We start from the raw sequence: 23,568 nt of genomic DNA, 5'->3' as shown, positions 1-23,568 counted from the left end.
GGCACGGCTCCCGTCAGCAGCACCCCGCTCCCGGCAGGGTCCGCCGGTTTCGTGCCTCTTTGTTCCGTGCCGCCAGCAACTCGTCGGCCGGATACCCGACCTCTTCGAGCGTCAGCCCGTGCGGCCGCACCACATGCACGGCGGAGTCCCGCACCCCCGCGGCGAGCACCTTCCCGGGCCAGTCGGCTCCCCGGTGCCCGTCCCCCACGAACAGCAGCGCCCCGATCAGCGACCGCACCATGTTGTGACAGAAGGCATCGGCCCGAACGGTGGCGGTGATGATCCCGTCACTCCCCCGCTCCAGGCTCAGCTGCTGAAGCGTACGGATGGTCGTGGCGCCCTCCCGCTTCTTGCAGTAGGCGGCGAAGTCGTGCTCCCCGAGGAGCTGCTGCGCGGCCTCGTTCATGGCATCGACGTCGAGCGGCCAGTCGTGCCAGAGGACATGGCTGCGCAGCAGCGGATCGACGCCGCCGGGATTGTCGGTGACGCGATAGGCGTACCGCCGCCAGACCGCCGAGAACCGCGCGTTGAAGCCGCTCGGCGCCTCCCTGACGGCCCACACCCGCACGTCCTTGGGCAGCCGTCCGGCCAGCCGCTTGAGCAGCTTCTCCCGGTGCTCGTCCCACAGCTCCACCGGCAGATCGACATGAGCCACCTGCCCGCGCGCGTGCACGCCCGCGTCCGTCCGCCCGGCGACGGTCAGCTCGTACGTCGTGTCCTTCGACCGGGTGACGGTCCGCAGCGCGTCCTCGATCTCCCCTTGAACGGTCCTGCGCCCCCCGGCCTGCTTGGCCCACCCGGAGAACTCGCTCCCGTCGTACGACAGGTCAAGACGGACACGGACATGGCCGGGCTGAACTTCGTCACTCACCCTGGATCCTTTCAGGTACGAAAAAGCGGGCCCGCCCCTGGAAGGAACGGACCCGCTCAAGCGCGCCCCAAAGGGGCGCGGGGAACTGCGCGACCAGCCACGACGGACCAGCAGCCAAAGGAAGGCCTTACGCCTCCTTGGACTCCTCGGCCTCGTCAGCCTTGGTCACATCGACCTTGGCATCCTCGACCTTGGCGTCCTCGACCGGAGCCTCGACAACAGCCTCGGCGTCCTTGGCGGCACGCTTGGTCGCAGCCTCGGCCTCACCCGTCGCAGCCTGTGCAACAGTCAACGCCTCCACCAGCTCGATGACAGCCATGGGCGCGTTGTCGCCACGGCGGTTACCGATCTTGGTGATACGGGTGTAGCCACCCGGACGGTTCTCGTAGCGCGGGCCGATCTCGGTGAAGAGCGTGTGCACGACGCTCTTGTCCGTGATGACCGAGAGCACCTGACGGCGGTTGTGAAGGTCGCCCTTCTTCGCCTTGGTGACCAGACGCTCGGCGTACGGCCGCAGCCGACGGGCCTTCGCCTCGGTGGTCGTGATCTTGCCGTGCTCGAAGAGCGACTTCGCGAGGTTCGCGAGAAGCAGCTTCTCGTGCGCGGCACTGCCGCCCATACGGGCACCCTTGGTGGGCTTCGGCATGGTGTTTCTCCTAGGTGTCTGCCCCGGCCGTATCAGGTACCGAGGTCAGTGTCCGAGCAGGCGATCGCCTGTCGGAGATCCGGGGCACCCTTTTCAAAGCGCCCCGGAGGGTCCGCGCCCCGTCAGGGGCGCGGGGAGCTGCGCGACCAGCCACAACGGTCCCGCAGCCAAATTCCGGCCGTCTCGTAGAGAGACTAGTACTGCTCGGTCTCCACGAAGCCCGCGTCCGCGTCGTCGTCGGCGCCAAAGGCGTCAGCGGCGGCGGTCGGGTCGAACCCGGGAGGCGAGTCCTTCAGAGCAAGACCCATGCCGACGAGCTTGGCCTTGACCTCGTCGATGGACTTCGCACCGAAGTTGCGGATGTCGAGCAGGTCCGCCTCGGACCGGGCCACGAGCTCACCCACGGAGTGGATGCCCTCGCGCTTGAGGCAGTTGTACGACCGAACGGTGAGCTCGAGCTCCTCGATCGGCAGGGCGAGATCGGCGGCGAGGGCGGCGTCCGTCGGGGACGGGCCCATGTCGATGCCCTCGGCGTCGATGTTGAGCTCACGGGCGAGCCCGAACAGCTCGACGAGCGTCTTGCCGGCGGAGGCCATGGCGTCACGCGGACGCATCGCCTGCTTGGTCTCGACGTCGACGATCAGCTTGTCGAAGTCGGTGCGCTGCTCGACACGCGTCGCCTCGACCTTGTACGTGACCTTGAGGACCGGCGAGTAGATCGAGTCGACCGGGATGCGCCCGATCTCCTGACCGACCTGCTTGTTCTGCACGGCGGAGACGTAGCCGCGACCGCGCTCGACGGTCAGCTCCATCTCCAGCTTGCCCTTGCCGTTGAGCGTGGCGAGGACGAGATCGGGGTTGTGGACCTCGACACCGGCCGGGGGCGCGATGTCGGCGGCGGTGACCAGACCCGGGCCCTGCTTGCGCAGGTACATCACGACCGGCTCGTCGTGCTCCGAGGAGACGACGAGCTGCTTGATGTTGAGGATCAGGTCGGTGACGTCCTCCTTGACGCCCGGCACGGTGGTGAACTCGTGCAGGACACCGTCGATACGGATGCTGGTGACAGCAGCACCGGGGATCGACGACAGGAGCGTACGACGGAGCGAGTTGCCGAGGGTGTAGCCGAAGCCCGGCTCCAGCGGCTCGATCACGAACCGGGAGCGGAACTCGTCGACGACCTCTTCGGTCAGCGACGGGCGCTGAGCAATAAGCATGAAGGAGTCCTTCAGTCATGGGCACCCACTATTTGATGCCCTTGAGTACTACAAGGGTACGGGCGGCACGGCCCCGAAAGGCCATACCGCCCGAAACCTTAAGACAACCGTGCGTCAGACGCGGCGGCGCTTGGGCGGACGGCAGCCGTTGTGCGGCGTGGGCGTCACGTCCTGGATGGAGCCGACCTCAAGACCGGTCGCCTGAAGCGAACGGATGGCCGTCTCGCGACCCGAACCCGGGCCCTTGACGAAGACGTCGACCTTGCGCATGCCGTGCTCCTGCGCGCGGCGGGCGGCCGACTCGGCGGCCATCTGCGCGGCGAAGGGGGTGGACTTGCGCGAGCCCTTGAAGCCGACGTGGCCGGCGGAGGCCCAGGAGATCACGTTGCCCGAGGGGTCCGTGATCGAGACGATCGTGTTGTTGAACGTGCTCTTGATGTGCGCGTGACCGTGAGCGACGTTCTTCTTTTCCTTGCGGCGCACCTTCTTGGCAGCGCCCTGACGACCCTTGGGGGGCATCTATAACTCCTACGGGGAGGTGGTCGGTCCTACAGCGAAGACCGCTGATGAAGCGTTGTCCGCTGCGGACTACTTCTTGCCCGGCTTCTTCTTGCCGGCGATGGCGCGACGCGGGCCCTTGCGGGTACGAGCGTTCGTGCTGGTGCGCTGACCGTGGACGGGCAGGCCACGACGGTGGCGCAGACCCTGGTAGCAGCCGATCTCGACCTTGCGGCGGATGTCGGCCTGAACCTCGCGGCGGAGGTCACCCTCGGTCTTGAAGTTGTTGTCCACGTACTCGCGGATCCTGACCAGCTCCTCCTCGGAGAGGTCACGAACGCGGGTGTTGGGGTTGACGCCGGTGTCGGCCAGCGTCTTCTGCGAGAGGGTCCGGCCGATGCCGAACACGTAGGTGAGGGCAACCTCCACGCGCTTTTCGCGCGGGATGTCAACACCGGAAACGCGTGCCATTCAATGGCTCCAGTTGTCGTTCGGAGGTCTTCCGCAAAACCGGTTCCCAGCCGCCGTATGAGGTACGAACTGGGTCCCCGGCCTCCGACCGGGGGTATCGGAATCCCTGCGAACAGTGGATCCGGGCTCTGCGTATGAACATGTACTACTTGCGTCGCGCGAAACTCTGCGGGTGCAGAAGGTTCGGTCGTGCGTCAGCCCTGGCGCTGCTTGTGCCGCGGGTTTTCGCAGATGACCATGACCCGGCCGTGACGGCGGATCACCCTGCACTTGTCGCAGATCTTCTTGACGCTCGGCTTGACCTTCATTGGGTGAGGTTCTCCGGGTCAGTGCCACCGCCCCGCGGAATACGGGACACAGGCAAGATCTACTTGTACCGGTAGACGATCCGGCCACGGGTCAGGTCGTACGGAGACAACTCCACCACGACCCGGTCGTCAGGGAGGATGCGGATGTAGTGCATGCGCATCTTGCCGCTGATGTGTGCCAGGACCTGGTGGCCGTTCTGGAGCTCGACCTTGAACATGGCGTTCGGAAGAGACTCGACGACAGTGCCCTCGATCTCGATGGCACCTTGCTTCTTGGCCACGCTTCGCCCTTCGAATCGACTACCTTGATCGACCCCGCGCTTACTGCACGCAGACATGCAGATGCACGAGAGCCGACGAGTCAGTCTACGCCAGGGCCCTCGGAAAGACGAATCGAGATAGCCTGCCCCGCTCGGAAGATCCCTAAGCAGCGGGCGCGCGGGGGGCACGGGCAACCGGGCTCACAACAGGCGCCCTGAAGGGGCGCGGGACTGTATCGATGTGCGGCTCCGCCGCGTGGGCGCGACCGGCCCTCAGGGGCCCGCAGCCGCGACACATACACCAGCCCGCCCCTACGGAGCGAACTCAGCCCAAGGGATCAGGAGCCGCAGTGATCCCGTACTCGGCCAGCTTCGCCTTGCCCCCGTCGGGAGCCGTCAGCACAAGCGGACCGCCCTCCGTCAGCGCGACAGAGTGCTCCCAGTGGGAGGACCACGTGCCGTCCGTCGTGATGACGGTCCAGTCGTCCGAGAGAACCTCGGTCTTCGGTGTACCCAGCGAAACCATGGGCTCAATGGCAAGGCAGAACCCGGGAACGAGCTTCGGCCCCTTCCCCCGCCGCCGCTCCACGTAGTTCAGCAGATGCGGATCCATGTGCATCTCGGTGCCGATGCCGTGGCCGCCGTAGTCCTCGACGATCCCGTACTTGCCACCGCCGGGCTTCGGCTGCCGCCGGATGTACGTCTCGATGGCGCGGGAGACGTCGACGAGCCGGTTACCCAGCTTCATCGCGGCGATCCCGGCCCACATCGACTCCTCGGTCACCCGGGACAGCTCGATGAGCTCCGGAGCGTGACCGGACCCGACGAAGGCGGTGAAGGCGGCGTCCCCGTGCCAGCCGTCGACGATGGCGCCGGCGTCGATCGAGATGATGTCGCCGTCCTTGAGCACGACGTCGTCGCTCGGGATGCCGTGCACGACGACCTCGTTCGCCGAGGTGCAGATCGTCGCGGGGAACCCGCCGTATCCCAGGAAGTTCGACTTGGCGCCGTGCTCGGCCAGCACCTTGCGGGCGACCTCGTCGAGGTCCTTCGTCGTGGCCCCGGGCACCGCCGCTTCCCGTGTCGCGCTGTGGACGGCGGCGACGACAAGGCCCGCCTCACGCATCTTGGCGATCTGCTCGGGGGTCTTGATCTGCACCATGAGGGCCCGCGCTCTCCGTCTTCTCTGCCTGCTCGGTTACGTACACAACAGTACGGCCGCGGCGCCCCACAAGGGCACCGCGGCCGAACCAGCCAGGACGACTACTTGTCGTCGCCCTCGCTGTCGCTCTTGTCCTCGTCGCTCTGGTCCTTGCCCTCCACCTGGCGGTTGAGGGCGTCCATCGCGCGCTTGGTGACGTCGTCCACCTTGCCGAGCGCAGAGATCGTCACGACCAGGCCCTGGGCCCGGTAGTAGTCGATGATCGGCTCGGTCTGCGTGTGGTAGACCTCCAGGCGCTTGCGGACGGTCTCCTCGGTGTCGTCGTCGCGCTGGTACAGCTCGCCGCCGCAGGCGTCGCAGACGTCCGTCTTCTTCGGCGGGCTGTACGTCACGTGGAAGACATGACTCGAGTCCCTGCGGCAGATGCGGCGGCCGGCGATGCGCTTGACCACCTCGTCCTCGGGGACCTCCAGGTCGAGCACCGCGTCCAGCTCCACAGCGTCGGCCTTGAGCGCCTGGTCGAGCGCCTCGGCCTGCGAGACGTTCCGCGGGAAGCCGTCGAGCAGGAAGCCGTTCGCGGCGTCCGGCTGCTCCATGCGGTCCCTGGCCATGGCGATCGTGACCTCGTCCGGCACAAGGTTTCCCTCGTCCATGTACGACTTCGCCAGTTTGCCGAGTTCCGTCTGCTGGCTGATGTTCGCACGGAAGAGGTCGCCCGTGGAGATGTGCGGAATCGACAGGTTCTGGGCGAGGAACGCGGCCTGCGTTCCCTTGCCCGCACCGGGCGGCCCGACGAGGACGATACGCATCAGCGGAGGAACCCTTCGTAATTGCGCTGCTGGAGCTGGCTCTCGATCTGCTTCACCGTCTCCAGACCCACACCCACGATGATCAGGATGCTGGTACCACCGAACGGGAAGTTCTGGTTTGCCCCGAAACCAACCAACGCCATCGTCGGTACGAGAGCGATCAGGCCCAGATACAGCGAACCCGGCCAGGTGATCCGGTTGAGTACGTATCCCAGGTACTCAGCGGTTGGCCGGCCGGCCCGGATGCCCGGGATGAAGCCACCATACTTCTTCATGTTGTCGGCGACTTCCTCGGGGTTGAACGAGATAGCCACGTAGAAGAAGGCGAAGAACACGATCAGCAAGAAGTACGTGCTGATGTAAATCGGGTGGTCACCCTTGGTGAGGTTCTGCTCGATCCAGGTCTTCCAGCCGGACGTCCCACCTGCGAACTGAGCGATCAGCGCCGGGATGTAGAGCAGCGACGAGGCAAAGATCACAGGGATGATGCCGGCCTGGTTGACCTTCAGCGGGATGTACGTGGACGTGCCGCCGTAGGAACGGCGGCCGATCATGCGCTTCGCGTACTGGACGGGAATGCGGCGCTGAGCCTGCTCCACGAAGACGACCAGACCGACCATGACGAGACCGACCGCGATCACGGTGCCGAACTCGATCCAGCCGCCCGCGAGGTTGCCCTGCACCTTGATGGCCCACAGCGCGGACGGGAAGGTCGCGGCGATCGAGATGAACATCAGGATCGACATGCCGTTGCCGATGCCGCGGTCGGTGATGAGCTCACCGAGCCACATGACGACGGCCGTACCGGCGGTCATCGTGATGACCATCGTGATCGTGACGAAGATCGACTGGTCGGGCACGATCTGGTTCGCGACCGGGCAGCTGGTGAACAGTGCACCACTGCGGGCGGTGGCCACGAGGCCGGTGCCCTGCAGGATGGCCAGCGCCACCGTCAGATAACGGGTGTACTGCGTGATCTTCGCCGTACCGGCCTGACCCTCCTTCTTGAGGGCCTCCAGACGCGGGATCACCACGGTCAACAGCTGCAGAATGATGCTCGCCGTGATGTACGGCATGATGCCCAGCGCGAAGATCGTGATCTGCAGCAGGGCGCCACCGCTGAACATGTTGACCAGACCGAACAGGCCCGTGTTCTGGCTCGCGTCGTCGATACAGATCTGGACGTTCTTGTAGTCGACACCGGGGATCGGGATGTGCGTACCAACCCGATAGACCACGATGATGCCGAGCGTGAAGAGCAGCTTCTTGCGCAGGTCGGGCGTCTTGAACGCCCGGGCGAACGCGGTGAGCACGGTGCCTCCTGCGACCCCCGCGCAAGTGCGTCAGAGGTGACGGTCTTGAGGTTCGACGAATAAGTAACGGACAGCTGACTAACAGTTAAGAACCGCCCTGAGTTCCCAGAGGTCACACCGGGCGAAAATTAGCAGTGCAGGCCACCTTACCGGCGACACCGCTCCCCTAGGAACGACCAACCGGGGATGCCCCTTTTGTGGGGCACCCCCGGTCGGGATCGCTCAAGTCATCGAGACACCTGGTGATTTCAGATGAGCTCGGTGACGGTACCGCCGGCGGCGGTGATCTTCTCCTTGGCGGAGCCGGAGACGGCATCGACCGTCACCTGCAGCGCCACGGAGATCTCGCCCTGGCCGAGGACCTTGACGAGGCTGTTCTTGCGAACCGCACCGTTGGCGACGAGCCCCTCGACGGTGACTTCGCCACCCTCCGGGTACAGCGACGCCAGCTTGTCGAGGTTCACGACCTGGTACTCGGTCTTGAACGGGTTCCGGAAGCCCTTGAGCTTCGGGAGACGCATGTGGAGGGGCATCTGGCCACCCTCGAAGCGCTCCGGAACCTGGTAACGGGCCTTCGTGCCCTTGGTACCACGTCCAGCCGTCTTACCCTTCGACGCCTCACCACGACCCACACGGGTCTTGGCGGTCTTGGCGCCCGGGGCGGGACGGAGGTTGTGGATCTTGAGCGGGTTGTTCTCCGCCATGATCAGTCGACCTCCTCAACCGTCACGAGGTGGCGGACGGTGTGAACCATTCCGCGGAACTCGGGGCGGTCCTCCTTGACGACCACGGTGTTGATCCCCTTGAGACCAAGGGACCGCAGAGTGTCACGGTGGTTCTGCTTGCTGCCGATGTACGACTTCGTCTGCGTGACCTTGAGGCGAGCCATTACGCACCCGCTCCCGCACGCGCACGAAGCAGAGCCGCGGGGGCGACGTCCTCGAGGGGCAGACCGCGGCGGGCCGCGATCTCCTCGGGACGCTGCAGGCCCTTGAGGGCCGCCACGGTCGCGTGCACGATGTTGATCGCGTTGGACGAGCCGAGCGACTTCGACAGGATGTCGTGGACGCCGGCGCACTCGAGGACAGCACGCACCGGGCCACCGGCGATAACGCCGGTACCGGGGGAAGCAGGCTTGAGCAGGACGACGCCCGCGGCCTTCTCGCCCGTGATCGGGTGCGGGATGGTGCCCTGGATACGGGGGACCTTGAAGAAGTGCTTCTTGGCCTCCTCAACACCCTTGGCGATGGCGGCCGGCACCTCCTTGGCCTTGCCGTAGCCGACACCGACGGTGCCATCGCCATCGCCCACTACGACGAGCGCAGTGAAGCTGAAGCGACGACCACCCTTCACAACCTTGGCGACGCGGTTGATCGCGACAACGCGCTCAACGTACGCGGTCTTCTCGGCAGCAGCGCCGCCGTCACGGCCCTTCCGGTCCCGCCGCTCGCCGCCACCGGCACCGCTTCCGCGGCGCTGGGGTCCAGCCATTGGAATTACCTCTCTCTGTTTCCGCTAGCTACGGAACCAGGACTCAGAACTTGAGTCCGGCCTCGCGGGCGGCGTCCGCCAGGGCAGCGATGCGCCCGGCGTACTGGTTGCCACCACGGTCGAATACGACAGCCTCGACACCGGCGGCCTTGGCACGCTCGGCGACAAGAGCGCCGACCTTGCCGGCCTGCGCCGACTTCTCGCCCTCGCCACGGATCGACGTGTCCAGGGTCGACGCCGACGCCAGGGTGTGACCCTTGATGTCGTCGATGACCTGGGCCACGATGTGGCGGTTCGAGCGCGTCACGACCAGGCGAGGACGCTCAGCCGTTCCGTTGACCTTCTTACGGATCCGGATGTGGCGCCGCTTGATGGCAGCACGCTTGTAAGCGTCGCCCTTAGCGATCTTCGTACCGTATGCCATGGCTTACTTACCCGCCTTTCCGACCTTGCGGCGGATGACTTCGCCCTCGTACTTGACACCCTTGGCCTTGTACGGGTCGGGCTTGCGCAGCTTGCGGATGTTGGCCGCAACCTCTCCGACCTTCTGCTTGTCGATGCCCTCGACCGAGAACCGCGTGGGGTTCTCGACCTTGAAGGTGATGCCCTCGGGGGCCTCGACAGTGATCGAGTGGCTGTAGCCGAGCGAGAACTCCAGGTTGGAACCCTTCGCCAGGACTCGGTAACCGACACCGCTGATTTCGAGCTTCTTCACGTAACCCGTGGTCACGCCGGTGATCATGTTCGCCACCAGCGTGCGGGACAGGCCGTGCAGGGCCTTGTTCTGACGCTCGTCGTTCGGGCGGGTGACATTGAGAATGCCGTCCTCGCCCTTAGCGATCTCGATCGGCGCCGCGACGGTGTGGGAGAGAGAGCCCTTGGGGCCCTTCACCGAAACCGTACGGCCGTCGATGGTGACGTCCACGCCGGCGGGAACCGTGATGGGGAGCTTGCCAATACGCGACATAGCTTCTTCCGTTCCCTTCCGCTACCAGACGTAGGCGAGAACTTCTCCGCCTACGCCCTTCTTGCCGGCCTGCTTGTCGGTGAGGAGACCGTGCGACGTGGAGATGATCGCCACGCCGAGGCCACCGAGCACCTTGGGCAGGGAGGTGGACTTCGCGTACACACGCAGACCCGGCTTCGAGATCCGCTTGATGCCCGCGATGGAGCGCTCACGGTTCGGGCCGAACTTCAGCTCGAGGACGAGCTTCTTGCCGACCTCGGCGTCCTCGACCTTCCAGCCGGTGATGAAGCCCTCCTGCTGGAGGATCTCCGCGATGTGAGACTTGATCTTGCTGTGCGGCATCGCGACATCGTCGTGGTACGCCGAGTTCGCGTTACGCAGACGAGTAAGCATGTCTGCGATGGGATCAGTCATGGTCATGAATTGGCCTTCGGCCTCTCTCGCCGGGGTTTCCTGTATGCGCCATCCCTCTCCCCACTCAGTGGCGGGACGGGTGCGGTGCGGGGACCTACGGCGTAGTAAGTCGTACGGGCGTCCAGGCGCCCAACCCTCCTAGCCTAAGCCATGGAGGGGTGGGCGCCCGACATCGCCCTTTACTTACCGAGAGCCTCTGGAATCCCGAAGTACGGGACTACCAGGAGCTCTTGGTCACGCCCGGCAGCTCGCCACGGTGAGCCATCTCACGAAGGCACACACGGCAGAGGCCGAACTTGCGGTACACGGAGTGCGGACGGCCGCAGCGCTGGCAGCGCGTGTAGCCACGTACGCCGAACTTGGGCTTACGAGCAGCCTTGGCAATCAGAGCCTTCTTCGCCATCTCGCTTACGCCTCCTTGAAGGGGAAGCCGAGGTGACGGAGAAGGGCACGGCCTTCGGCGTCGTTGGTCGCCGTGGTGACCACGGTGATGTCCATACCCCGGACGCGGTCGATCTTGTCCTGGTCGATCTCGTGGAACATGACCTGCTCCGTGAGACCGAAGGTGTAGTTGCCACGGCCGTCGAACTGCTTGGGGGACAGACCACGGAAGTCGCGGATGCGCGGCAGCGCGAGCGACAGGGTGCGGTCCAGGAACTCCCACATGCGGTCGCCACGAAGCGTGACGTGGGCACCGATCGGCTGGCCCTCACGCAGCTTGAACTGCGCGATGGACTTACGGGCCTTGGTGACGGCCGGCTTCTGGCCGGTGATCGTGGTGAGGTCGCGAATCGCGCCGTCGATCAGCTTGGAGTCGCGGGCGGCGTCGCCCACACCCATGTTGACCACGATCTTGACGAGGCCCGGGGTCTGCATGACGTTCTCGTAGGAGAACTCTTCCTGCAGCTTGCCCGCGATCTCCTCGCGGTACTTCGTCTTGAGACGCGGAGTCGTGGTGGTAGCCATCAGATGTCCTCACCCGTCCGCTTGGCAACGCGAACCTTGTTGCCCTCGTCGTCGAAGCGGTAACCGACACGCGTGACGACCTTGTTACCGTCCTTCTCAACGACCAGCTGGACGTTGGAGACGTGGACGGGCGCCTCGGTCGTGACGATGCCACCGGCCTGCGAACCGCGAGCGGTCGGGCCGGCCTTGGTGTGCTTCTTGACCCGGTTGACACCCTCGACCAGGACGCGGTCCTCGCGGGGGTAGGCCGCGATGACCTTGCCCTGCTTGCCCTTGTCCTTACCGGTGATGACCTGTACCAGGTCGCCCTTCTTGATCTTCATGCTTACAGCACCTCCGGCGCGAGCGAGATGATCTTCATGAACTTCTTCTCGCGCAGCTCCCGGCCCACCGGGCCGAAGATGCGGGTGCCGCGAGGGTCGCCGTCGTTCTTCAGAATGACGGCGGCGTTCTCGTCGAAGCGGATGTACGAGCCGTCCGGACGGCGGCGCTCCTTGACGGTGCGAACGATGACCGCCTTGATGACGTCACCCTTCTTCACGTTGCCGCCGGGGATCGCGTCCTTGACGGTGGCGACGATCACGTCACCGATGCCCGCGTAGCGGCGACCGGAGCCACCGAGCACACGGATGCAAAGGATCTCCTTCGCACCAGTGTTGTCGGCGACACGCAGTCGCGACTCCTGCTGGATCACGTCTATCTCCTGATTGTCTGCCGGTTCCCGGCAGGGGCCTTGTCCTGTACGGGATTCGGACCCCTGCCGAGCCTGGCGGAACTGTCCTGCGGGGGGTGCCCCGCAGGAGAATTACTTGGCCTTCTCGAGGATCTCGACGATGCGCCAGCGCTTCGTCGCGGACAGCGGCCGGGTCTCCATGATGATGACTCGGTCGCCGACGCCCGCGGCGTTCTGCTCGTCGTGGGCCTTGAGCTTGTTCGTACGGCGGATGACCTTGCCGTACAGCGCGTGCTTGACGCGGTCCTCGACAGCGACGACGACGGTCTTGTCCATCTTGTCGCTGACGACCAGACCCTCACGGGTCTTGCGGAAACCGCGGCTCGTCTTGGTCTCTTCAGTCACGTTGCTCTCGCTCATCAGGCGCTCTCCACCGTCTCGATGCCCAGCTCGCGCTCACGCATCAGGGTGTAGATCCGCGCGATGTCCTTGCGGACGGCCTTCAGCCGACCGTGGTTCTCGAGCTGACCGGTCGCCGCCTGGAAGCGGAGGTTGAACAGCTCTTCCTTGGCTTCGCGGAGCTTCGCGAGAAGCTCCTCGTCACCCAGTTCGCGCAGCTCGGACGCCTTGGTACCGGCCGACATCACGCTTCACCTGCCTCGCGCTTGACGATCCGGCACTTCATCGGCAGCTTGTGGGCTGCGCGAGTGAGGGCCTCACGGGCGATCTTCTCGTTGGGGTAGGACAGCTCGAACATGACCCGGCCCGGGTGCACGTTCGCGACCCACCACTCGGGGGAACCCTTACCGGAACCCATGCGGGTCTCGGCGGGCTTCTTGGTCAGCGGGCGGTCCGGGTAGATGTTGATCCAGACCTTGCCGCCACGCTTGATGTGACGGGTCATCGCGATACGAGCCGCCTCGATCTGGCGGTTCGTCACGTACGCCGGCGTGAGGGCCTGAATGCCGTACTCGCCGAACGAAACCTCCGTACCACCCTTGGCCTGACCACGGCGCTTGGGGTGGTGCTGCTTGCGGTGCTTGACCCTACGGGGGATCAGCATTTCGGTCAGGCCTCCGTTCCGGTGCTCTCAGCCGGAGCGGCAGCGGCGGCGGGAGCGTCGGCCTTGGGGGCCTCGGCAGCCGGCGCGGACTGCTGCTGCGGCTTGCGGCCGCGGCCGCCACGCTCGCCACCGCGGCCACCGCCGCGGGCCGGGCGGTCGCCGCCCGGGCCGCCGCCGCGGGCCGGGCGGTTACCCGCGCGGGCTGCGGCGTTCTCGGCGCGGACCTCGGCGATGTTCTTGACGTCGCCCTTGTAGATCCAGACCTTCACACCGATGCGGCCGAAGGTCGTCTTGGCCTCGAAGAAGCCGTAGTCGACGTTCGCGCGGAGCGTGTGCAGGGGCACACGGCCCTCGCGGTAGAACTCCGAGCGGGACATCTCGGCGCCGCCGAGACGGCCACCACACTGGATCTTGATGCCCTTGGCGCCGGCCTTCATCGTGCCCTGCATGCTCTTGCGCATGGCACGACGGAAGGAGACGCGGGAGGACAGCTGCTCGGCGACGGCCTGGGCCACCAGCTGAGCGTCCGTCTCCGGGCTCTTGACCTCAAGGATGTTCAGCTGGACCTGCTTGCCGGTCAGCTTCTCGAGGTCACCGCGGATGCGGTCGGCCTCGGCGCCACGACGGCCGATGACGATGCCCGGGCGCGCGGTGTGGATGTCCACACGGACGCGGTCACGGGTGCGCTCGATCTCAACCTTCGAGATGCCGGCGCGCTCCATGCCGGACGTCATCATCCGACGGATGGCGACGTCTTCCTTGACGTAGTCCTTGTACAGCTTGTCGGCGTACCACCGGGACTTGAAGTCCGTGGTGATGCCGAGCCGGAACCCATGCGGGTTAACCTTCTGGCCCATTACCGGGTTCCTTCCTTGCTGCTGACGACCACGGTGATGTGGCTGGTCCGCTTGCGGATCCGGTAGGCGCGGCCCTGGGCACGCGGACGGAACCGCTTCAGGGTCGGGCCCTCGTCGACGTAAGCCTCGGAGATGACAAGGCTGCCGGCGTCGGTGTGGTCGTAGTTGTGTGCGGCGTTGGCAATGGCGCTGTCAAGCACCTTGCCGACCGGCACGCTCGCGGCCTGCGGGGCGAAACGCAGGACCGCCTGAGCCTCCGTGGCATCCATGCCACGGATAAGGTCCACCACGCGGCGGGCCTTCATGGGCGTAACGCGGATGTACCGCGCCTGGGCCCTGGCTTCCATGGTTGTCCTTCCAGTGTCTGTCATGGTCGATTCCACCCCGCGTTAGCGGCGCTTCGACTTCCGGTCGTCCTTGACGTGACCCCGGAAGGTGCGCGTCGGCGAGAACTCGCCGAGCTTGTGGCCGACCATCGACTCGGTGACAAACACCGGGATGTGGGTCTTGCCGTTGTGCACCGCGATCGTGTGGCCGAGCATGGCCGGGATGATCATCGAGCGACGGGACCAGGTCTTGATGACGTTCTTGGAACCGGCTTCGTTCTGTACGTCCACCTTCTTGATGAGGTGGTCGTCGACGAAGGGCCCCTTCTTGAGACTGCGCGGCATCTAAACCCGCTCCTAGCGCTTCTTGTTCGTCTTGCGGCGGCGGACGATGTACTTGTTCGAAGCCTTCTTCGGCGAACGAGTACGACCCTCCTTCTGACCCCACGGCGAGACCGGGTGGCGACCACCGGAAGTCTTGCCTTCACCACCACCGTGCGGGTGGTCAACCGGGTTCATCGCCACACCGCGAACGGTCGGGCGGACGCCCAGCCAGCGCTTGCGGCCGGCCTTGCCCCAGTTGATGTTCGACTGCTCGGCGTTGCCGACCTCGCCGACGGTGGCGCGGCAGCGCACGTCGACCAGGCGGATCTCTCCGGACGGCATGCGCAGGTGGGCCATCTGGCCCTCCTTCGCGAGCAGCTGCACAGAGGCACCGGCGGAGCGGGCGAACTTGGCACCGCCACCGGGACGGAGCTCGATCGCGTGGATCGTGGTACCGACCGGGATGTTGCGGAGGGCCAGGTTGTTGCCCGGCTTGATGTCGGCCCCGGGACCGTTCTCGACGCGGTCGCCCTGCGACAGGTTGCGGGGGGCGAGGATGTAGCGCTTCTCGCCGTCCGCGTAGTGAAGCAGCGCGATGCGCGCGGTGCGGTTGGGGTCGTACTCGATGTGCGCGACCTTCGCCGGCACGCCGTCCTTGTCATGGCGACGGAAGTCGATGACACGGTAGGCGCGCTTGTGTCCACCACCCTGGTGGCGAACGGTCACACGACCGGAATTGTTACGGCCGCCCTTGCTGTGCAGCGGGCGAACCAGCGACTTCTCCGGCGTGGACCGCGTGACCTCGACGAAGTCGGCGACGCTGGAGCCACGACGGCCCGGCGTAGTCGGCTTGTACTTGCGGATTCCCATTTCTCAGTCCTCGTCCGATATTCGGACCAGGGCGCTCCGTTAGGAGGCCTGGCCGAAGATGTCGATACGGTCGCCCTCAGCGAGGGTCACGATCGCGCGCTTGCTGTCCGCACGCTTGCCGAAGCCGGTGCGGGTGCGCTTGCGCTTGCCCTGACGGTTGATCGTGTTGACCCCGGTGACCTTGACCGAGAAGACCGCCTGGACGGCCTCCTTGATCTGCGTCTTGTTGGAGCCGGGCGCGACGATGAAGGTGTACTTGCCCTCATCGAGAAGCGCGTAGCTCTTCTCCGAGACGACCGGCTTGAGGAGCACGTCACGGGGATCCGTGAAGGACTTGCTCAGCGGGGTCTCGACGGTGTTCTTGCCCTCGGTGGCGTGGCGCTTCGCCTTGGCGACGCGCGCGACCTTCTTGGCCTTGGCGGCCTTCGAGGCGATGCTCGGGTGACGCGTAGCCATCAGGCTTCGCTCCCTTCGGTGTCAGCGGCCTTGGGGCCAGACACGAAGGACTCGAATGCGGCCTGGGTGAAGACCACGTCGTCCGAGACGAGAACGTCGTACGTGTTCAGCTGGCCCGGCTCCAGGATGTGCACCTGGGGCAGGTTGCGTGCGGAGAGCAGGCCCTGCTCGTCCTCGCGGGAGATGACCAGGAGCACGTTCTTGCGCTCGCTGATCTTGCCCAGCAGGGACTTCGCGGCCTTCGTGGAGATCTCGCCGTCGACCACGCCGGTGACGACGTGGATGCGAGCGTTGCGGGCCCGGTCGGTGAGGGCGTGGCGCAGGGCCGCGGCCTTCATCTTCTTCGGGGTCCGCTGCGAGTAGTCACGCGGCTGCGGGCCGTGGACGACGCCACCACCGGCGAACTGCGGGGCGCGGGTCGAGCCCTGACGGGCGCGGCCGGTGCCCTTCTGGCGGTAAGGCTTCTTACCGCCACCGCGAACCTCGCCGCGGGTCTTGGTCTTGTGCGTGCCCTGGCGGGCAGCGGCCAGCTGGGCGACTACGACCTGGTGAAGCAGCGGGATGCTGATCTTCTCGACGTCGAAGATCTCCGCGGGGAGCTCGACCGTCCCGGTCTTGTCGCCTGCCGGCGAAAGGATGTCAACAGTGCTCATCGTTACCTCAGGCCCCCTTGGCCGCAGTGCGGACCAGGACGAGGCCGCCGTTCGGACCGGGAACCGCGCCCTTGATGAGCAGCAGACCCTTCTCCGCGTCAACGGCGTGGACGGTCAGGTTCTGGGTGGTGACCCGCTCGTTGCCCATGCGACCCGCCATGCGGAGGCCCTTGAACACACGGCCCGGGGTGGCACAGCCACCGATGGAGCCGGGAGAGCGGTGCTTGCGCTGGGTGCCGTGACCGGCGCCGAGTCCCTTGAAGTTGTGACGCTTCATGACACCGGCGAAGCCCTTGCCCTTGCTCGTGCCGGTCACGTCCACCTTGACGCCGGACTCGAAGACCTCAGCGGAGATCTCCTGGCCGAGCGTGTACTCGGAGGCGTCCGCGGTGCGGATCTCGACGAGGTGGCGGCGGGGGGTGACGTCGGCCTTGGCGAAGTGACCCTTGAGGGGCTTGTTCACCTTGCGCGGGTCGATCTCGCCGAAGGCGATCTGGACCGCTTCGTAGCCGTCGGAGTCATTCGTACGGACCTGGGTGACGACGTTGGGGCTGGCCTTGACGACCGTCACGGGAACAACACGGTTGTTCTCGTCCCACACCTGCGTCATGCCGAGCTTCTCGCCCAGGATGCCCTTGATCTGCTTAGCCATTCTCAGATCACCGGCCCCTAGAGCTTGATCTCGATGTCGACACCGGCCGGGAGGTCGAGTCGCATCAGGGAGTCAACGGTCTTGGGCGTCGGGTCGAGAATGTCGATCAGGCGCTTGTGCGTGCGCATCTCGAAGTGCTCGCGCGAGTCCTTGTACTTGTGCGGCGACTTGATGACGCAGTACACGTTCTTCTCAGTGGGCAGCGGCACCGGGCCCGCGACAGACGCACCAGTTCGCGTCACCGTCTCGACGATCTTCTTCGCCGAGCTGTCGATGACCTCGTGGTCGTAGGCCTTGAGCCGGATGCGGATCTTCTGTCCCGCCATGGCTACTCAGTAGTCCTTAGTCTCGTTTAACGCTCTGGAACCCGGGGGTTCGCGTCCCTTGCCTCCGACCCACGCGGTCGGGCGTGTCGCGCTCCTGCTGACAGAGATATCCACGAGTGGATTTTCCCTGCCGAGGGACGCGGTCGAGCCCAAAAGACAACCGCTGGACCGGGGGCTGAACACCCACCGGGCGCCTGGCCGGTACCCCGCTGACACTTCCCGGAAGATTCCCGTACGTCCGCCCCAGCGCTGCCTTACGGCAGTTGGAGCGACGAGTACTGTGGGACTCGCTTCCGGTCCTCCCGGCGGGAGGCGCGCAGCATCGGCACTCAACCGAGCAACCCCGACAGTCTGCCATACGGGGCATACGGCTGGCCAATCGAGCCGGAGAGAATACCCGCAGGGTGACGCAGGTCAAACACAGGCTCGCACGGGCGGGCCGGGCGGGCCCTCACTGCGGGGCACCCTCGGGGCGTGAGGCGCCCGGTCTCGCAGCCGTCCTGCACTCGCGACACGATCGCGGTCGCTCGCGGTCGGCGGGCCCGCCCCCGGCCCACGTCGTCCGGCTTCTCAGCTCCGGGGCTCGTCGCGTTCGAGTGCGTCGAAGTCGATCGGCTGATAGCCCGGGGCGTAGTCACGCAGGAACGCGGCCGCCTCCGTCGGCAGGGGCGGGGTCGCGATCACCGCGTACTCCAGTACGCGCTTCGGGGCGAAGTACTTCCAGAACTCGTACTCCGGCTCCCCCGCCGCGAGGCCCGGATACCGGTCCGTGACGCCGAGGCTGTCCAGGAGTTCGGGAAGCGTGGCATCGGCGAGATTGGCCATCGGCTCACTCGGGAGCACGATCCGCTCCACACCGGGGTCGAGACGAGGCTGCTTCCCCTGCGCGATGTCCTCCAACTGGGGCCGGTCCAGCACGTACCAGGGCCCGGCGTACTCCTGCACGAGCCAGCTGTCCCGGGTGTCACTGCGATGGATGGCGCATTCGTCGCCCCGGAAGATCTGCTCGACGTAGCCGAGGCCGGGCTGGATCAGGGTCTGGGTCTCGCCGGCCGCCTGATACGTGATCTCCCTTCCGTGTCCTGTCGCGATCTGCGCGAACTCGGCGGCGAACTCCGACCGGGCGGGCGAGGCACGCAGGCAGGAGAAGTGGAGCGACCCGACCACGAACGCGTGGTCCTCCTGCCAGGTCGCCCGCATGAGGCGGTACGAAGGAACACTGCTGGCCCACCCGGGGATGTGCAGGACGAACTCCCCGCAGAAGACACACGAAGCGTGTTCATTACTCATTACAGCTTTCCCTTTCCGCGGCGCGGTTCATGCCAAGGAAAGAACAGTTCGGATCCCGAGGTCAGGCCTGCCGGTCAAGGCCAGTCGAGTTGCTGTTCAGGGACTCCGACGGGGCGTCCGGCCGCAGACTCTCGGCGATCAGCACTCCTTCAAGCATCCCTGCCTCCTTGTCGTGGCCGTAGTGAACGCGAACTCCCCGCCGGCCGGCGTGCTCGGCCCGAGCGACCCACCGCACGCGCCCCACAGCATCTGCGAGGAGTTTCCCCGCCGCTCCCCTTCTGTTTGCCAGGTGGGGCTACCTTCGCCTCGCCCGGTCCGGTACAGGAGAGGCCCATCCATGAGCACCCCGATCCACCGCACCTCGACACGGCAGTCTGCGGCCGTCCTGACGTCGGCCCAGCAGCGTCGGGAAGGGAGCCGGACCGGGAGTACGTCCGCACGTTCGACGGAGCACGCCCTCCTCGCGATGCAGTCCCGCGCCGGCAACCGGGCCACGACCGCGGCGGTGCAGCGCGCCCGGGACACCGCCCGAGACCCCGCCCGGGACACCGAGAGAGACAGAGCGGCGGAGAACGGCGGCGCGTCCGCCGGAGCGAAGAAGAAGAACTATCGCGACCGGATCGCCGCGCTCCTCGACAGGTTCAAGAAGAATCTCGAACCCATCGACACCTTCATCAAGGGCTTCCAGACCCCCACCAACGCGGCCTTCACCCAGCAGGCCGCCGTCTCGGCCAATGAGGGCCTCAAGCACTCCACCGCCGCCTCGGGGACCTCCGCGGCGTCGGGGAACCTCCTCACGGAGGCCGCCGGCACCGTGGTCAGTGGCATGGACGCGTACAAGAACATGAAGGACGCCAAGAAGCACGAGACCGGGGCCAACCACCACACGGCGAAGAAGAAGGCCAAGACCAAGGGGGCCGACGCGGTTGTCGGCGCCGCCAATTCGGGAAGCTACAGCGCCGCCATCGCCAAGGAGGTGACCAAGGTCCAGAAGGCGGCGGACGCCGCGGTGGCGTCCGAGGCGAGCGGTATCGCCAGCGCTTCCATCGGCGCGATCAAGGGCATGCGGTCCGCCTTCCGCGTCGGCGGAGCGGCCGGCAAGTACCGGCAGATCAAGAAGCTGGGAGACCCCCACGTCGTCCAGGCCGGGTCACTGGCCCGGCTGAACGAGTCACGGGAGCAAGCCGGCTGGGCCGCCGCGGAGGCCTACGTCGCACTGGACGCCTACTGGGCCCACGACGGCCCGGAACGGCTGGAGCTCGTCTCCGAGGCCATCGACGCCGCCTGGGATGCGATGGGCGAAGCCCGTGACGCCGCCGAGACCCTCCAGCACGCCGAACGAGACGTGGAAAAGCTGAGCACCGTGCAGGGCTACGCGAAGAAGAAGCAGCTCACCAAGATGGGCAAGGAGACGGTCAGCGGCGGGGGCGAGTCCACCAAGGCCGCCGCCGGCATCGTGACGGCGGTCGCGGCGGGAACGGTCGGGCTGGCGAGCAACCCGGTCGGATGGGGCCTCGCCGGGGCCGGGGCCGGCCTCGTCCTCGGCGTCACCATGTACAAGGCGCTCCGCGCCGCCACGAAGCGCTACGAAGAGGTCCACCACCCCGAGCGCTGGGCGCCGAAGGGCGAGACCCCCGCGGAGGCCGCGTCCCGCAAGGAGTCACTGCAGCATGCCCTGAAGTTCTGGAAGAAGGTGTCGAAGGGCGAACGCCAGGCCATGGCGCGCGAGATCTACGCCCTGGCGGCGGGTCCCGACATCTCCGGGAGCGGCAGCACGACGGCCGAGATGCGGGAGTCCGCCAGATCCCTGCTCATCGCTCTCAAATCCGGCCCCGCCAAGCACAAGCTGGAGCCGGAAGCGTGGGTTGAGACCCTCAACGACCCGGCGAAGACCGGCGATTGGATCCAGGAGATAGCGGAACAGTTGGCCTCGGGGTGACCAGCCCCGTTCTACTGAGCCGTCGACAGGGACGCCACGAACGACGACCGGGCCGCCAGACTGAGCGTGACCTGTGGGCCTTCGGCATTCTTGGAGTCTCGGACGTGGATGGTGGCGGAGGTCGCGGCTATCTCGACGCAGTCCTCGCCATTGCTACTGCTGCTGTAGCTGCTCTTGAACCACGTCAGCTCGAAAGCGTCCCCGACAGTCATGTCTCTCCCAGCACCTGTTCGATGAAGACCAGCGATTCCCCTGGCGTCAGCGCCTGAGCCCGGGTGATGCCATATCGCAGCTCAAGGACCCGGAGCTGCCTCGGTTCGGAGACCGTCCGCCCACCGAACTGACCATCGGTACGGCCCAGTGCCGTGCCGTCCCCGAATTTCAGCACCTCGATCGGCCCGCCCGTTCCCGGGTGATCCGCGCGAGCTGTCGGCATCACCTGGAGGCGGGTCGAGGCTTCCGGCTCACGCTGTACGTGATCGGCGGCACCCTGCGTATCGAGGTGACCGACACCCGTGGCGACCAACCGGTCCCGGGCCCCCAACACCGCAGACCCACAGCCGAGTCGGGACGCGGCCTCGTCATCGTCGAGGCACTGGCCGACCGCTGGGGCGTGATCCCCGGCCCACCCCCACGCAAAACGGTCTGGGCCGAGATCGGTCCCGCCGCCACCGACCCCCGGAACTTCCCGTCCCGGTAAATGACAGACCGGTCCCGCACGACATCAAAGCTCTTCAAAGAACTTCGGGAGAGAACCCCACCAAACCCAACCCGACCCTCCGCGTCAGGGCCGCGCCAGGCACCTCGTCAGCACCGCGAGGCCGAGTCGCCCACAAGGGTGACAATCGCCAACTCAGCTGGATTTCCGTCCGGTTGGCGGGCATATGCTCGCCCCGCGACAACCGAGAACAACCAGCAAGCCAAGCAGCAAGACAACTTCAGAACATGCGACGGCCCTCGCCGGGAGTGCAATCCCGATCGAGGGCCTGACCACCGAGGAAGATAGGACCTTCCCGATGGATAAGCAGAACCCTAGCGCGCCCCCGTGCGCCCAGCCCCGGATTCCGCGGGGCATCACCCATATCAACGTCCGCCACACCACCCGCTTCACGGTGATCGGCAACCATCTCGCCCAGCACCCGGAGCTGTCCGGGCTCGCGATCGGGCTCGCCGTCCACATCCAGTCGCTGCCCACCGGCGCCCGCGCCGACATCAAGACGCTCGCGGCCCGCTTCCCCGAGGGCGAGACGAGAATCGCGGCGGCCCTGCGGGAGTTGGAGGCGCACGGCTATCTCGCCCGAATCCGCGAGCGCCTGCCGAGCGGCCGCGTAGTCACACACACGGTGTCGTACAACCGGCCGAGGTACGCCGACGTCCAGGAGCCCCGACCCACAACTCCCCAGTCGAAGCCTGCTCCCACGCCGACGCCCACCCCTGCCCCTGCCCCTGCCCCAGCCCCCGTACAGCCTGACGCCGAGATTCCACCAAGCCCCGCCGCAGCTCCCCATCCCAGCAACCCTCTCCCCGCCCCCGAACGGCACACCCACGACTCAGCCGCCCACCACACAGCCACCACCCTCCTCGCGAGCCTGCACCGCGACGACGCCCGCCTGCTGCTCGCGGAGCGCGACGTACGCCGCCTCGCCCCCGCCGTCACCGCCTGGCTGGACCGCGGCGCCGCCCCCGAAGCCGTACGCCGCACCCTGACGGCGAGCCTCCCCGAGGCCCCCCTCCGCCACCCGGCCGGCCTCCTGGCCCACCGCCTCACCGAACTGCTCCCACCCCCACTCCCCGCGGCCCCGGCATCCCGGGCAGCCGTACACCTGCGGCCTCCCCTCCAGAACTGCGACGGCTGCGACCGCGCCTTCCGGGCCCCGGCCCCCGGCCGCTGCCGCGACTGCCGATCCGATCTCCTGGAGGCCGCCTAGCATGAGCGCTCACCGCCGGTACCGGACGGTGTCTCCATGGCCGGATACCCCTGATCGGGGCACCCCTGGAGGACACCGTGCGCACACGGTCCGACCATGGACACGAGCTGATCCCCCGCCCCGAAAGGACTCCCGAAGCCCTACGCGCTGCCCTCGGCGTCATCGCCCCCGATCGTCTGGAGGAGATGCAGGCCGAGAAGGACGAAACCTTCACCAAAGCAGTCGAGTGGCAGTCCGTGACTCCGGTGCAGAGCTGGGTCCCGACAGCCTCCTTGGCCCCGAGAGATGCGGCCCGGGCCCCGGACACTTTTTTCGGCGTGCAGCCGAAACCAGTCTGCCGCTGCAGGTGAACGGCCTTGACCGTTCAGCCACGCCTACCGGACTCCCTCGATGAGCTTCTCGAGTGCCTTGTCTGCGTTGTCCGCGAGCAGAGTGACGTCCTCCCTGCCGGCGTAGACGGCCCCGTTCGGAGCGATACCCAGGTAGCTGTTCCCTCGGTCGGCCTCGCCGATGGGATAGAGGTAGGCCCCCGCCTCCTCACTCAGTACGTCGTAGATCTCGTCGTCCCACTCGGCCGCGAGCGGGTCAAGCCGGAACCCCATCCGGGCCATCGTCTTGCCCGGCCCTCGCTCCTCGCTCGCCAGTCCCCCGAATTCGGTGAGGAACCGTCGTGCGGCGTCGTGGATCGTGAAGCCTCCGTGCTCGTGCAAGATGCTTTCCCACTCCGTGGTGGAAACAGTGCGGCCGGGATACCACCCGATCGCACGCAGTACACGATCAGCCTCCGCGGACCACCGCTGCGAGTTTTCGTCACTCAT

General features: G+C 66.5%; 37 protein-coding genes and 1 pseudogene. 3 read left to right on the top strand and 35 right to left on the bottom strand.

All coding sequences use genetic code 11. The features are described 5' to 3' along the window. Positions 1 to 13: 13 nt before the first annotated feature. The 32 genes from truA to OG718_RS32375 all read right to left on the bottom strand — a co-directional run bounded on the left by truA (position 14) and on the right by OG718_RS32375 (position 18,883). Positions 14 to 871 carry a tRNA pseudouridine(38-40) synthase TruA gene (gene truA, locus OG718_RS32530; RefSeq protein ID WP_143642841.1) on the bottom strand — a complete coding sequence of 286 codons (858 nt, stop codon included), beginning with the start codon at positions 869 to 871 and terminating at the stop codon, positions 14 to 16. Positions 872 to 998: 127 nt separating this feature from the next. Next, the gene (gene rplQ, locus OG718_RS32525; protein WP_143642842.1) at positions 999 to 1,517 is read right to left on the bottom strand and encodes a 50S ribosomal protein L17; all 519 of its coding nucleotides are present in this window, start codon (positions 1,515 to 1,517) and stop codon (positions 999 to 1,001) included. A gap of 194 nt (positions 1,518 to 1,711) precedes the next feature. Beyond that, positions 1,712 to 2,734, bottom strand: a complete 1,023-nt coding sequence (locus tag OG718_RS32520) for a DNA-directed RNA polymerase subunit alpha (RefSeq protein ID WP_306939468.1) — start codon at positions 2,732 to 2,734, stop codon at positions 1,712 to 1,714. Positions 2,735 to 2,848: 114 nt separating this feature from the next. Continuing rightward, positions 2,849 to 3,253: a 30S ribosomal protein S11 gene (gene rpsK / locus OG718_RS32515; RefSeq protein WP_003956432.1), complete on the bottom strand. Its 405-nt coding sequence runs from the start codon at positions 3,251 to 3,253 to the stop codon at positions 2,849 to 2,851. A gap of 69 nt (positions 3,254 to 3,322) precedes the next feature. After that, positions 3,323 to 3,703, bottom strand: coding sequence for a 30S ribosomal protein S13 (rpsM, locus tag OG718_RS32510; RefSeq protein WP_107022207.1), 381 nt, complete (start codon positions 3,701 to 3,703; stop codon positions 3,323 to 3,325). 194 nt (positions 3,704 to 3,897) lie between these two features. Beyond that, positions 3,898 to 4,011: a 50S ribosomal protein L36 gene (gene rpmJ / locus OG718_RS32505; protein WP_003998809.1), complete on the bottom strand. Its 114-nt coding sequence runs from the start codon at positions 4,009 to 4,011 to the stop codon at positions 3,898 to 3,900. Positions 4,012 to 4,070: 59 nt separating this feature from the next. Continuing rightward, the gene (gene infA, locus OG718_RS32500; protein WP_003948620.1) at positions 4,071 to 4,292 is read right to left on the bottom strand and encodes a translation initiation factor IF-1; all 222 of its coding nucleotides are present in this window, start codon (positions 4,290 to 4,292) and stop codon (positions 4,071 to 4,073) included. A 304-nt stretch (positions 4,293 to 4,596) separates the two neighbouring features. Next, positions 4,597 to 5,433 carry a type I methionyl aminopeptidase gene (map, locus tag OG718_RS32495; protein ID WP_143642843.1) on the bottom strand — a complete coding sequence of 279 codons (837 nt, stop codon included), beginning with the start codon at positions 5,431 to 5,433 and terminating at the stop codon, positions 4,597 to 4,599. Positions 5,434 to 5,534: 101 nt separating this feature from the next. Next, the gene (locus OG718_RS32490) at positions 5,535 to 6,242 is read right to left on the bottom strand and encodes an adenylate kinase (protein ID WP_143642844.1); all 708 of its coding nucleotides are present in this window, start codon (positions 6,240 to 6,242) and stop codon (positions 5,535 to 5,537) included. Continuing rightward, positions 6,242 to 7,555, bottom strand: coding sequence for a preprotein translocase subunit SecY (gene secY / locus OG718_RS32485; RefSeq protein WP_143642845.1), 1,314 nt, complete (start codon positions 7,553 to 7,555; stop codon positions 6,242 to 6,244). The genes OG718_RS32490 and secY overlap by 1 nt, the downstream gene beginning before the upstream one ends. Positions 7,556 to 7,803: 248 nt before the next feature. After that, entirely contained in the window at positions 7,804 to 8,259 is a 456-nt protein-coding gene (rplO, locus tag OG718_RS32480) for a 50S ribosomal protein L15 (RefSeq protein ID WP_107022203.1), read from the bottom strand. A 2-nt stretch (positions 8,260 to 8,261) separates the two neighbouring features. Beyond that, positions 8,262 to 8,444 (bottom strand): 50S ribosomal protein L30, encoded by a 183-nt coding sequence (gene rpmD / locus OG718_RS32475; protein ID WP_006376032.1) that lies wholly within the window; start codon positions 8,442 to 8,444, stop codon positions 8,262 to 8,264. Beyond that, positions 8,444 to 9,046: a 30S ribosomal protein S5 gene (rpsE, locus tag OG718_RS32470; protein WP_055513610.1), complete on the bottom strand. Its 603-nt coding sequence runs from the start codon at positions 9,044 to 9,046 to the stop codon at positions 8,444 to 8,446. Before rpsE ends, rpmD begins: the two co-directional genes overlap by 1 nt. A gap of 43 nt (positions 9,047 to 9,089) precedes the next feature. Then, entirely contained in the window at positions 9,090 to 9,470 is a 381-nt protein-coding gene (gene rplR / locus OG718_RS32465; RefSeq protein WP_143642846.1) for a 50S ribosomal protein L18, read from the bottom strand. Positions 9,471 to 9,473: 3 nt separating this feature from the next. Continuing rightward, positions 9,474 to 10,013, bottom strand: coding sequence for a 50S ribosomal protein L6 (gene rplF, locus OG718_RS32460; protein WP_143642847.1), 540 nt, complete (start codon positions 10,011 to 10,013; stop codon positions 9,474 to 9,476). A 21-nt stretch (positions 10,014 to 10,034) separates the two neighbouring features. Continuing rightward, positions 10,035 to 10,433, bottom strand: a complete 399-nt coding sequence (gene rpsH, locus OG718_RS32455) for a 30S ribosomal protein S8 (protein ID WP_055614920.1) — start codon at positions 10,431 to 10,433, stop codon at positions 10,035 to 10,037. 211 nt (positions 10,434 to 10,644) lie between these two features. Next, on the bottom strand, positions 10,645 to 10,830 hold the full coding sequence (locus tag OG718_RS32450) for a type Z 30S ribosomal protein S14 (protein ID WP_003948630.1): 186 nt from the start codon (positions 10,828 to 10,830) through the stop codon (positions 10,645 to 10,647). Between the two features lie 5 nt (positions 10,831 to 10,835). Continuing rightward, complete coding sequence (gene rplE / locus OG718_RS32445; protein ID WP_010986351.1) at positions 10,836 to 11,393, bottom strand: 50S ribosomal protein L5; 558 nt, start codon at positions 11,391 to 11,393, stop codon at positions 10,836 to 10,838. After that, the gene (rplX, locus tag OG718_RS32440) at positions 11,393 to 11,716 is read right to left on the bottom strand and encodes a 50S ribosomal protein L24 (RefSeq protein ID WP_055614922.1); all 324 of its coding nucleotides are present in this window, start codon (positions 11,714 to 11,716) and stop codon (positions 11,393 to 11,395) included. Before rplX ends, rplE begins: the two co-directional genes overlap by 1 nt. Positions 11,717 to 11,718: 2 nt before the next feature. After that, a complete protein-coding gene (rplN, locus tag OG718_RS32435; protein WP_003992364.1) occupies positions 11,719 to 12,087 on the bottom strand; it encodes a 50S ribosomal protein L14 in 369 nt (122 codons plus the stop codon). Positions 12,088 to 12,198: 111 nt separating this feature from the next. Further along, the gene (gene rpsQ / locus OG718_RS32430; RefSeq protein WP_143642848.1) at positions 12,199 to 12,486 is read right to left on the bottom strand and encodes a 30S ribosomal protein S17; all 288 of its coding nucleotides are present in this window, start codon (positions 12,484 to 12,486) and stop codon (positions 12,199 to 12,201) included. Beyond that, positions 12,486 to 12,710 carry a 50S ribosomal protein L29 gene (gene rpmC, locus OG718_RS32425; RefSeq protein WP_003998824.1) on the bottom strand — a complete coding sequence of 75 codons (225 nt, stop codon included), beginning with the start codon at positions 12,708 to 12,710 and terminating at the stop codon, positions 12,486 to 12,488. The genes rpsQ and rpmC overlap by 1 nt, the downstream gene beginning before the upstream one ends. Next, complete coding sequence (rplP, locus tag OG718_RS32420; RefSeq protein ID WP_055614924.1) at positions 12,710 to 13,129, bottom strand: 50S ribosomal protein L16; 420 nt, start codon at positions 13,127 to 13,129, stop codon at positions 12,710 to 12,712. Before rplP ends, rpmC begins: the two co-directional genes overlap by 1 nt. A gap of 5 nt (positions 13,130 to 13,134) precedes the next feature. Further along, entirely contained in the window at positions 13,135 to 13,986 is an 852-nt protein-coding gene (rpsC, locus tag OG718_RS32415; protein WP_055614925.1) for a 30S ribosomal protein S3, read from the bottom strand. Beyond that, positions 13,986 to 14,333: a 50S ribosomal protein L22 gene (gene rplV / locus OG718_RS32410; protein ID WP_006604878.1), complete on the bottom strand. Its 348-nt coding sequence runs from the start codon at positions 14,331 to 14,333 to the stop codon at positions 13,986 to 13,988. The genes rpsC and rplV overlap by 1 nt, the downstream gene beginning before the upstream one ends. Before the next feature lie 42 nt (positions 14,334 to 14,375). Next, a complete protein-coding gene (rpsS, locus tag OG718_RS32405) occupies positions 14,376 to 14,657 on the bottom strand; it encodes a 30S ribosomal protein S19 (RefSeq protein ID WP_006376029.1) in 282 nt (93 codons plus the stop codon). 12 nt (positions 14,658 to 14,669) lie between these two features. Continuing rightward, complete coding sequence (rplB, locus tag OG718_RS32400; RefSeq protein ID WP_055614926.1) at positions 14,670 to 15,506, bottom strand: 50S ribosomal protein L2; 837 nt, start codon at positions 15,504 to 15,506, stop codon at positions 14,670 to 14,672. Between the two features lie 39 nt (positions 15,507 to 15,545). Further along, the gene (gene rplW / locus OG718_RS32395; RefSeq protein WP_143642849.1) at positions 15,546 to 15,962 is read right to left on the bottom strand and encodes a 50S ribosomal protein L23; all 417 of its coding nucleotides are present in this window, start codon (positions 15,960 to 15,962) and stop codon (positions 15,546 to 15,548) included. Continuing rightward, complete coding sequence (gene rplD, locus OG718_RS32390) at positions 15,962 to 16,615, bottom strand: 50S ribosomal protein L4 (RefSeq protein WP_143642850.1); 654 nt, start codon at positions 16,613 to 16,615, stop codon at positions 15,962 to 15,964. The genes rplW and rplD overlap by 1 nt, the downstream gene beginning before the upstream one ends. 7 nt (positions 16,616 to 16,622) lie before the next feature. Continuing rightward, positions 16,623 to 17,267: a 50S ribosomal protein L3 gene (gene rplC, locus OG718_RS32385; RefSeq protein ID WP_143642851.1), complete on the bottom strand. Its 645-nt coding sequence runs from the start codon at positions 17,265 to 17,267 to the stop codon at positions 16,623 to 16,625. A gap of 17 nt (positions 17,268 to 17,284) precedes the next feature. Continuing rightward, positions 17,285 to 17,593 carry a 30S ribosomal protein S10 gene (rpsJ, locus tag OG718_RS32380; protein WP_003948644.1) on the bottom strand — a complete coding sequence of 103 codons (309 nt, stop codon included), beginning with the start codon at positions 17,591 to 17,593 and terminating at the stop codon, positions 17,285 to 17,287. Between the two features lie 570 nt (positions 17,594 to 18,163). After that, positions 18,164 to 18,883, bottom strand: coding sequence for a hypothetical protein (locus OG718_RS32375; RefSeq protein ID WP_143642852.1), 720 nt, complete (start codon positions 18,881 to 18,883; stop codon positions 18,164 to 18,166). 337 nt (positions 18,884 to 19,220) lie between these two features. Here OG718_RS32375 and OG718_RS32370 point away from each other — a divergent pair, with 337 nt between their 5' ends. Next, a complete protein-coding gene (locus OG718_RS32370) occupies positions 19,221 to 20,822 on the top strand; it encodes a hypothetical protein (RefSeq protein WP_328845844.1) in 1,602 nt (533 codons plus the stop codon). 11 nt (positions 20,823 to 20,833) lie between these two features. Here OG718_RS32370 and OG718_RS32365 read toward each other — a convergent pair whose 3' ends face one another. Both OG718_RS32365 and OG718_RS32360 read right to left on the bottom strand, forming a co-directional pair. After that, positions 20,834 to 21,034 (bottom strand): DUF397 domain-containing protein, encoded by a 201-nt coding sequence (locus OG718_RS32365; protein ID WP_328845843.1) that lies wholly within the window; start codon positions 21,032 to 21,034, stop codon positions 20,834 to 20,836. Further along, positions 21,031 to 21,267: pseudogene (locus OG718_RS32360) on the bottom strand (Scr1 family TA system antitoxin-like transcriptional regulator); the annotation flags it as partial. The gene OG718_RS32365 and the pseudogene OG718_RS32360, both read right to left, overlap by 4 nt. On the opposite strand from OG718_RS32360, the gene OG718_RS32355 reads away from it, so the two are divergent. Beyond that, positions 21,235 to 21,522, top strand: a complete 288-nt coding sequence (locus OG718_RS32355; RefSeq protein ID WP_398939687.1) for an ATP-binding protein — start codon at positions 21,235 to 21,237, stop codon at positions 21,520 to 21,522. The pseudogene OG718_RS32360 and the gene OG718_RS32355 sit on opposite strands and share 33 nt — an antisense overlap. Positions 21,523 to 21,838: 316 nt before the next feature. Continuing rightward, positions 21,839 to 22,750, top strand: a complete 912-nt coding sequence (locus tag OG718_RS32350) for a helix-turn-helix domain-containing protein (RefSeq protein WP_143642854.1) — start codon at positions 21,839 to 21,841, stop codon at positions 22,748 to 22,750. Positions 22,751 to 23,124: 374 nt separating this feature from the next. On the opposite strand, the gene OG718_RS32340 is transcribed toward OG718_RS32350, so the two are convergent. Continuing rightward, entirely contained in the window at positions 23,125 to 23,568 is a 444-nt protein-coding gene (locus tag OG718_RS32340; protein ID WP_143642855.1) for an SUKH-3 domain-containing protein, read from the bottom strand.

Origin of the sequence: Streptomyces sp. NBC_00258 (assembly GCF_036182465.1) — a bacterium.
Lineage (GTDB): Bacteria > Actinomycetota > Actinomycetes > Streptomycetales > Streptomycetaceae > Streptomyces.
This window is presented reverse-complemented; position numbering and strand designations above follow the sequence as displayed.

Coding starts and splice junctions, on each gene's coding strand:
- OG718_RS32350 (WP_143642854.1), top strand. CDS start 21,839: ATGGATAAGCAGAACCCTAGCGCGCCCCCGTGCGCCCAGCCCCGGATT.
- rpsQ (WP_143642848.1), bottom strand. CDS start 12,486: ATGAGCGAGAGCAACGTGACTGAAGAGACCAAGACGAGCCGCGGTTTC.
- rplF (WP_143642847.1), bottom strand. CDS start 10,013: ATGTCGCGTATTGGCAAGCTCCCCATCACGGTTCCCGCCGGCGTGGAC.
- rpmC (WP_003998824.1), bottom strand. CDS start 12,710: ATGTCGGCCGGTACCAAGGCGTCCGAGCTGCGCGAACTGGGTGACGAG.
- rplW (WP_143642849.1), bottom strand. CDS start 15,962: ATGGCTACGCGTCACCCGAGCATCGCCTCGAAGGCCGCCAAGGCCAAG.
- rpsE (WP_055513610.1), bottom strand. CDS start 9,046: ATGGCTGGACCCCAGCGCCGCGGAAGCGGTGCCGGTGGCGGCGAGCGG.
- rplR (WP_143642846.1), bottom strand. CDS start 9,470: ATGGCATACGGTACGAAGATCGCTAAGGGCGACGCTTACAAGCGTGCT.
- OG718_RS32365 (WP_328845843.1), bottom strand. CDS start 21,034: ATGACTGTCGGGGACGCTTTCGAGCTGACGTGGTTCAAGAGCAGCTAC.
- rplE (WP_010986351.1), bottom strand. CDS start 11,393: ATGGCTACCACCACGACTCCGCGTCTCAAGACGAAGTACCGCGAGGAG.
- rplV (WP_006604878.1), bottom strand. CDS start 14,333: ATGGAAGCCAGGGCCCAGGCGCGGTACATCCGCGTTACGCCCATGAAG.
- rpsH (WP_055614920.1), bottom strand. CDS start 10,433: ATGACCATGACTGATCCCATCGCAGACATGCTTACTCGTCTGCGTAAC.
- rpsJ (WP_003948644.1), bottom strand. CDS start 17,593: ATGGCGGGACAGAAGATCCGCATCCGGCTCAAGGCCTACGACCACGAG.
- OG718_RS32370 (WP_328845844.1), top strand. CDS start 19,221: ATGAGCACCCCGATCCACCGCACCTCGACACGGCAGTCTGCGGCCGTC.
- rplD (WP_143642850.1), bottom strand. CDS start 16,615: ATGAGCACTGTTGACATCCTTTCGCCGGCAGGCGACAAGACCGGGACG.
- rplQ (WP_143642842.1), bottom strand. CDS start 1,517: ATGCCGAAGCCCACCAAGGGTGCCCGTATGGGCGGCAGTGCCGCGCAC.
- rplB (WP_055614926.1), bottom strand. CDS start 15,506: ATGGGAATCCGCAAGTACAAGCCGACTACGCCGGGCCGTCGTGGCTCC.
- rpmJ (WP_003998809.1), bottom strand. CDS start 4,011: ATGAAGGTCAAGCCGAGCGTCAAGAAGATCTGCGACAAGTGCAGGGTG.
- rpsS (WP_006376029.1), bottom strand. CDS start 14,657: ATGCCGCGCAGTCTCAAGAAGGGGCCCTTCGTCGACGACCACCTCATC.
- OG718_RS32490 (WP_143642844.1), bottom strand. CDS start 6,242: ATGCGTATCGTCCTCGTCGGGCCGCCCGGTGCGGGCAAGGGAACGCAG.
- map (WP_143642843.1), bottom strand. CDS start 5,433: ATGGTGCAGATCAAGACCCCCGAGCAGATCGCCAAGATGCGTGAGGCG.
- rpsK (WP_003956432.1), bottom strand. CDS start 3,253: ATGCCCCCCAAGGGTCGTCAGGGCGCTGCCAAGAAGGTGCGCCGCAAG.
- rpsC (WP_055614925.1), bottom strand. CDS start 13,986: ATGGGCCAGAAGGTTAACCCGCATGGGTTCCGGCTCGGCATCACCACG.
- OG718_RS32340 (WP_143642855.1), bottom strand. CDS start 23,568: ATGAGTGACGAAAACTCGCAGCGGTGGTCCGCGGAGGCTGATCGTGTA.
- rplO (WP_107022203.1), bottom strand. CDS start 8,259: ATGGCGGAGAACAACCCGCTCAAGATCCACAACCTCCGTCCCGCCCCG.
- OG718_RS32450 (WP_003948630.1), bottom strand. CDS start 10,830: ATGGCGAAGAAGGCTCTGATTGCCAAGGCTGCTCGTAAGCCCAAGTTC.
- rplP (WP_055614924.1), bottom strand. CDS start 13,129: ATGCTGATCCCCCGTAGGGTCAAGCACCGCAAGCAGCACCACCCCAAG.
- rplC (WP_143642851.1), bottom strand. CDS start 17,267: ATGGCTAAGCAGATCAAGGGCATCCTGGGCGAGAAGCTCGGCATGACG.
- OG718_RS32375 (WP_143642852.1), bottom strand. CDS start 18,883: ATGAGTAATGAACACGCTTCGTGTGTCTTCTGCGGGGAGTTCGTCCTG.
- OG718_RS32520 (WP_306939468.1), bottom strand. CDS start 2,734: ATGCTTATTGCTCAGCGCCCGTCGCTGACCGAAGAGGTCGTCGACGAG.
- rplX (WP_055614922.1), bottom strand. CDS start 11,716: ATGAAGATCAAGAAGGGCGACCTGGTACAGGTCATCACCGGTAAGGAC.
- rpmD (WP_006376032.1), bottom strand. CDS start 8,444: ATGGCTCGCCTCAAGGTCACGCAGACGAAGTCGTACATCGGCAGCAAG.
- rpsM (WP_107022207.1), bottom strand. CDS start 3,703: ATGGCACGCGTTTCCGGTGTTGACATCCCGCGCGAAAAGCGCGTGGAG.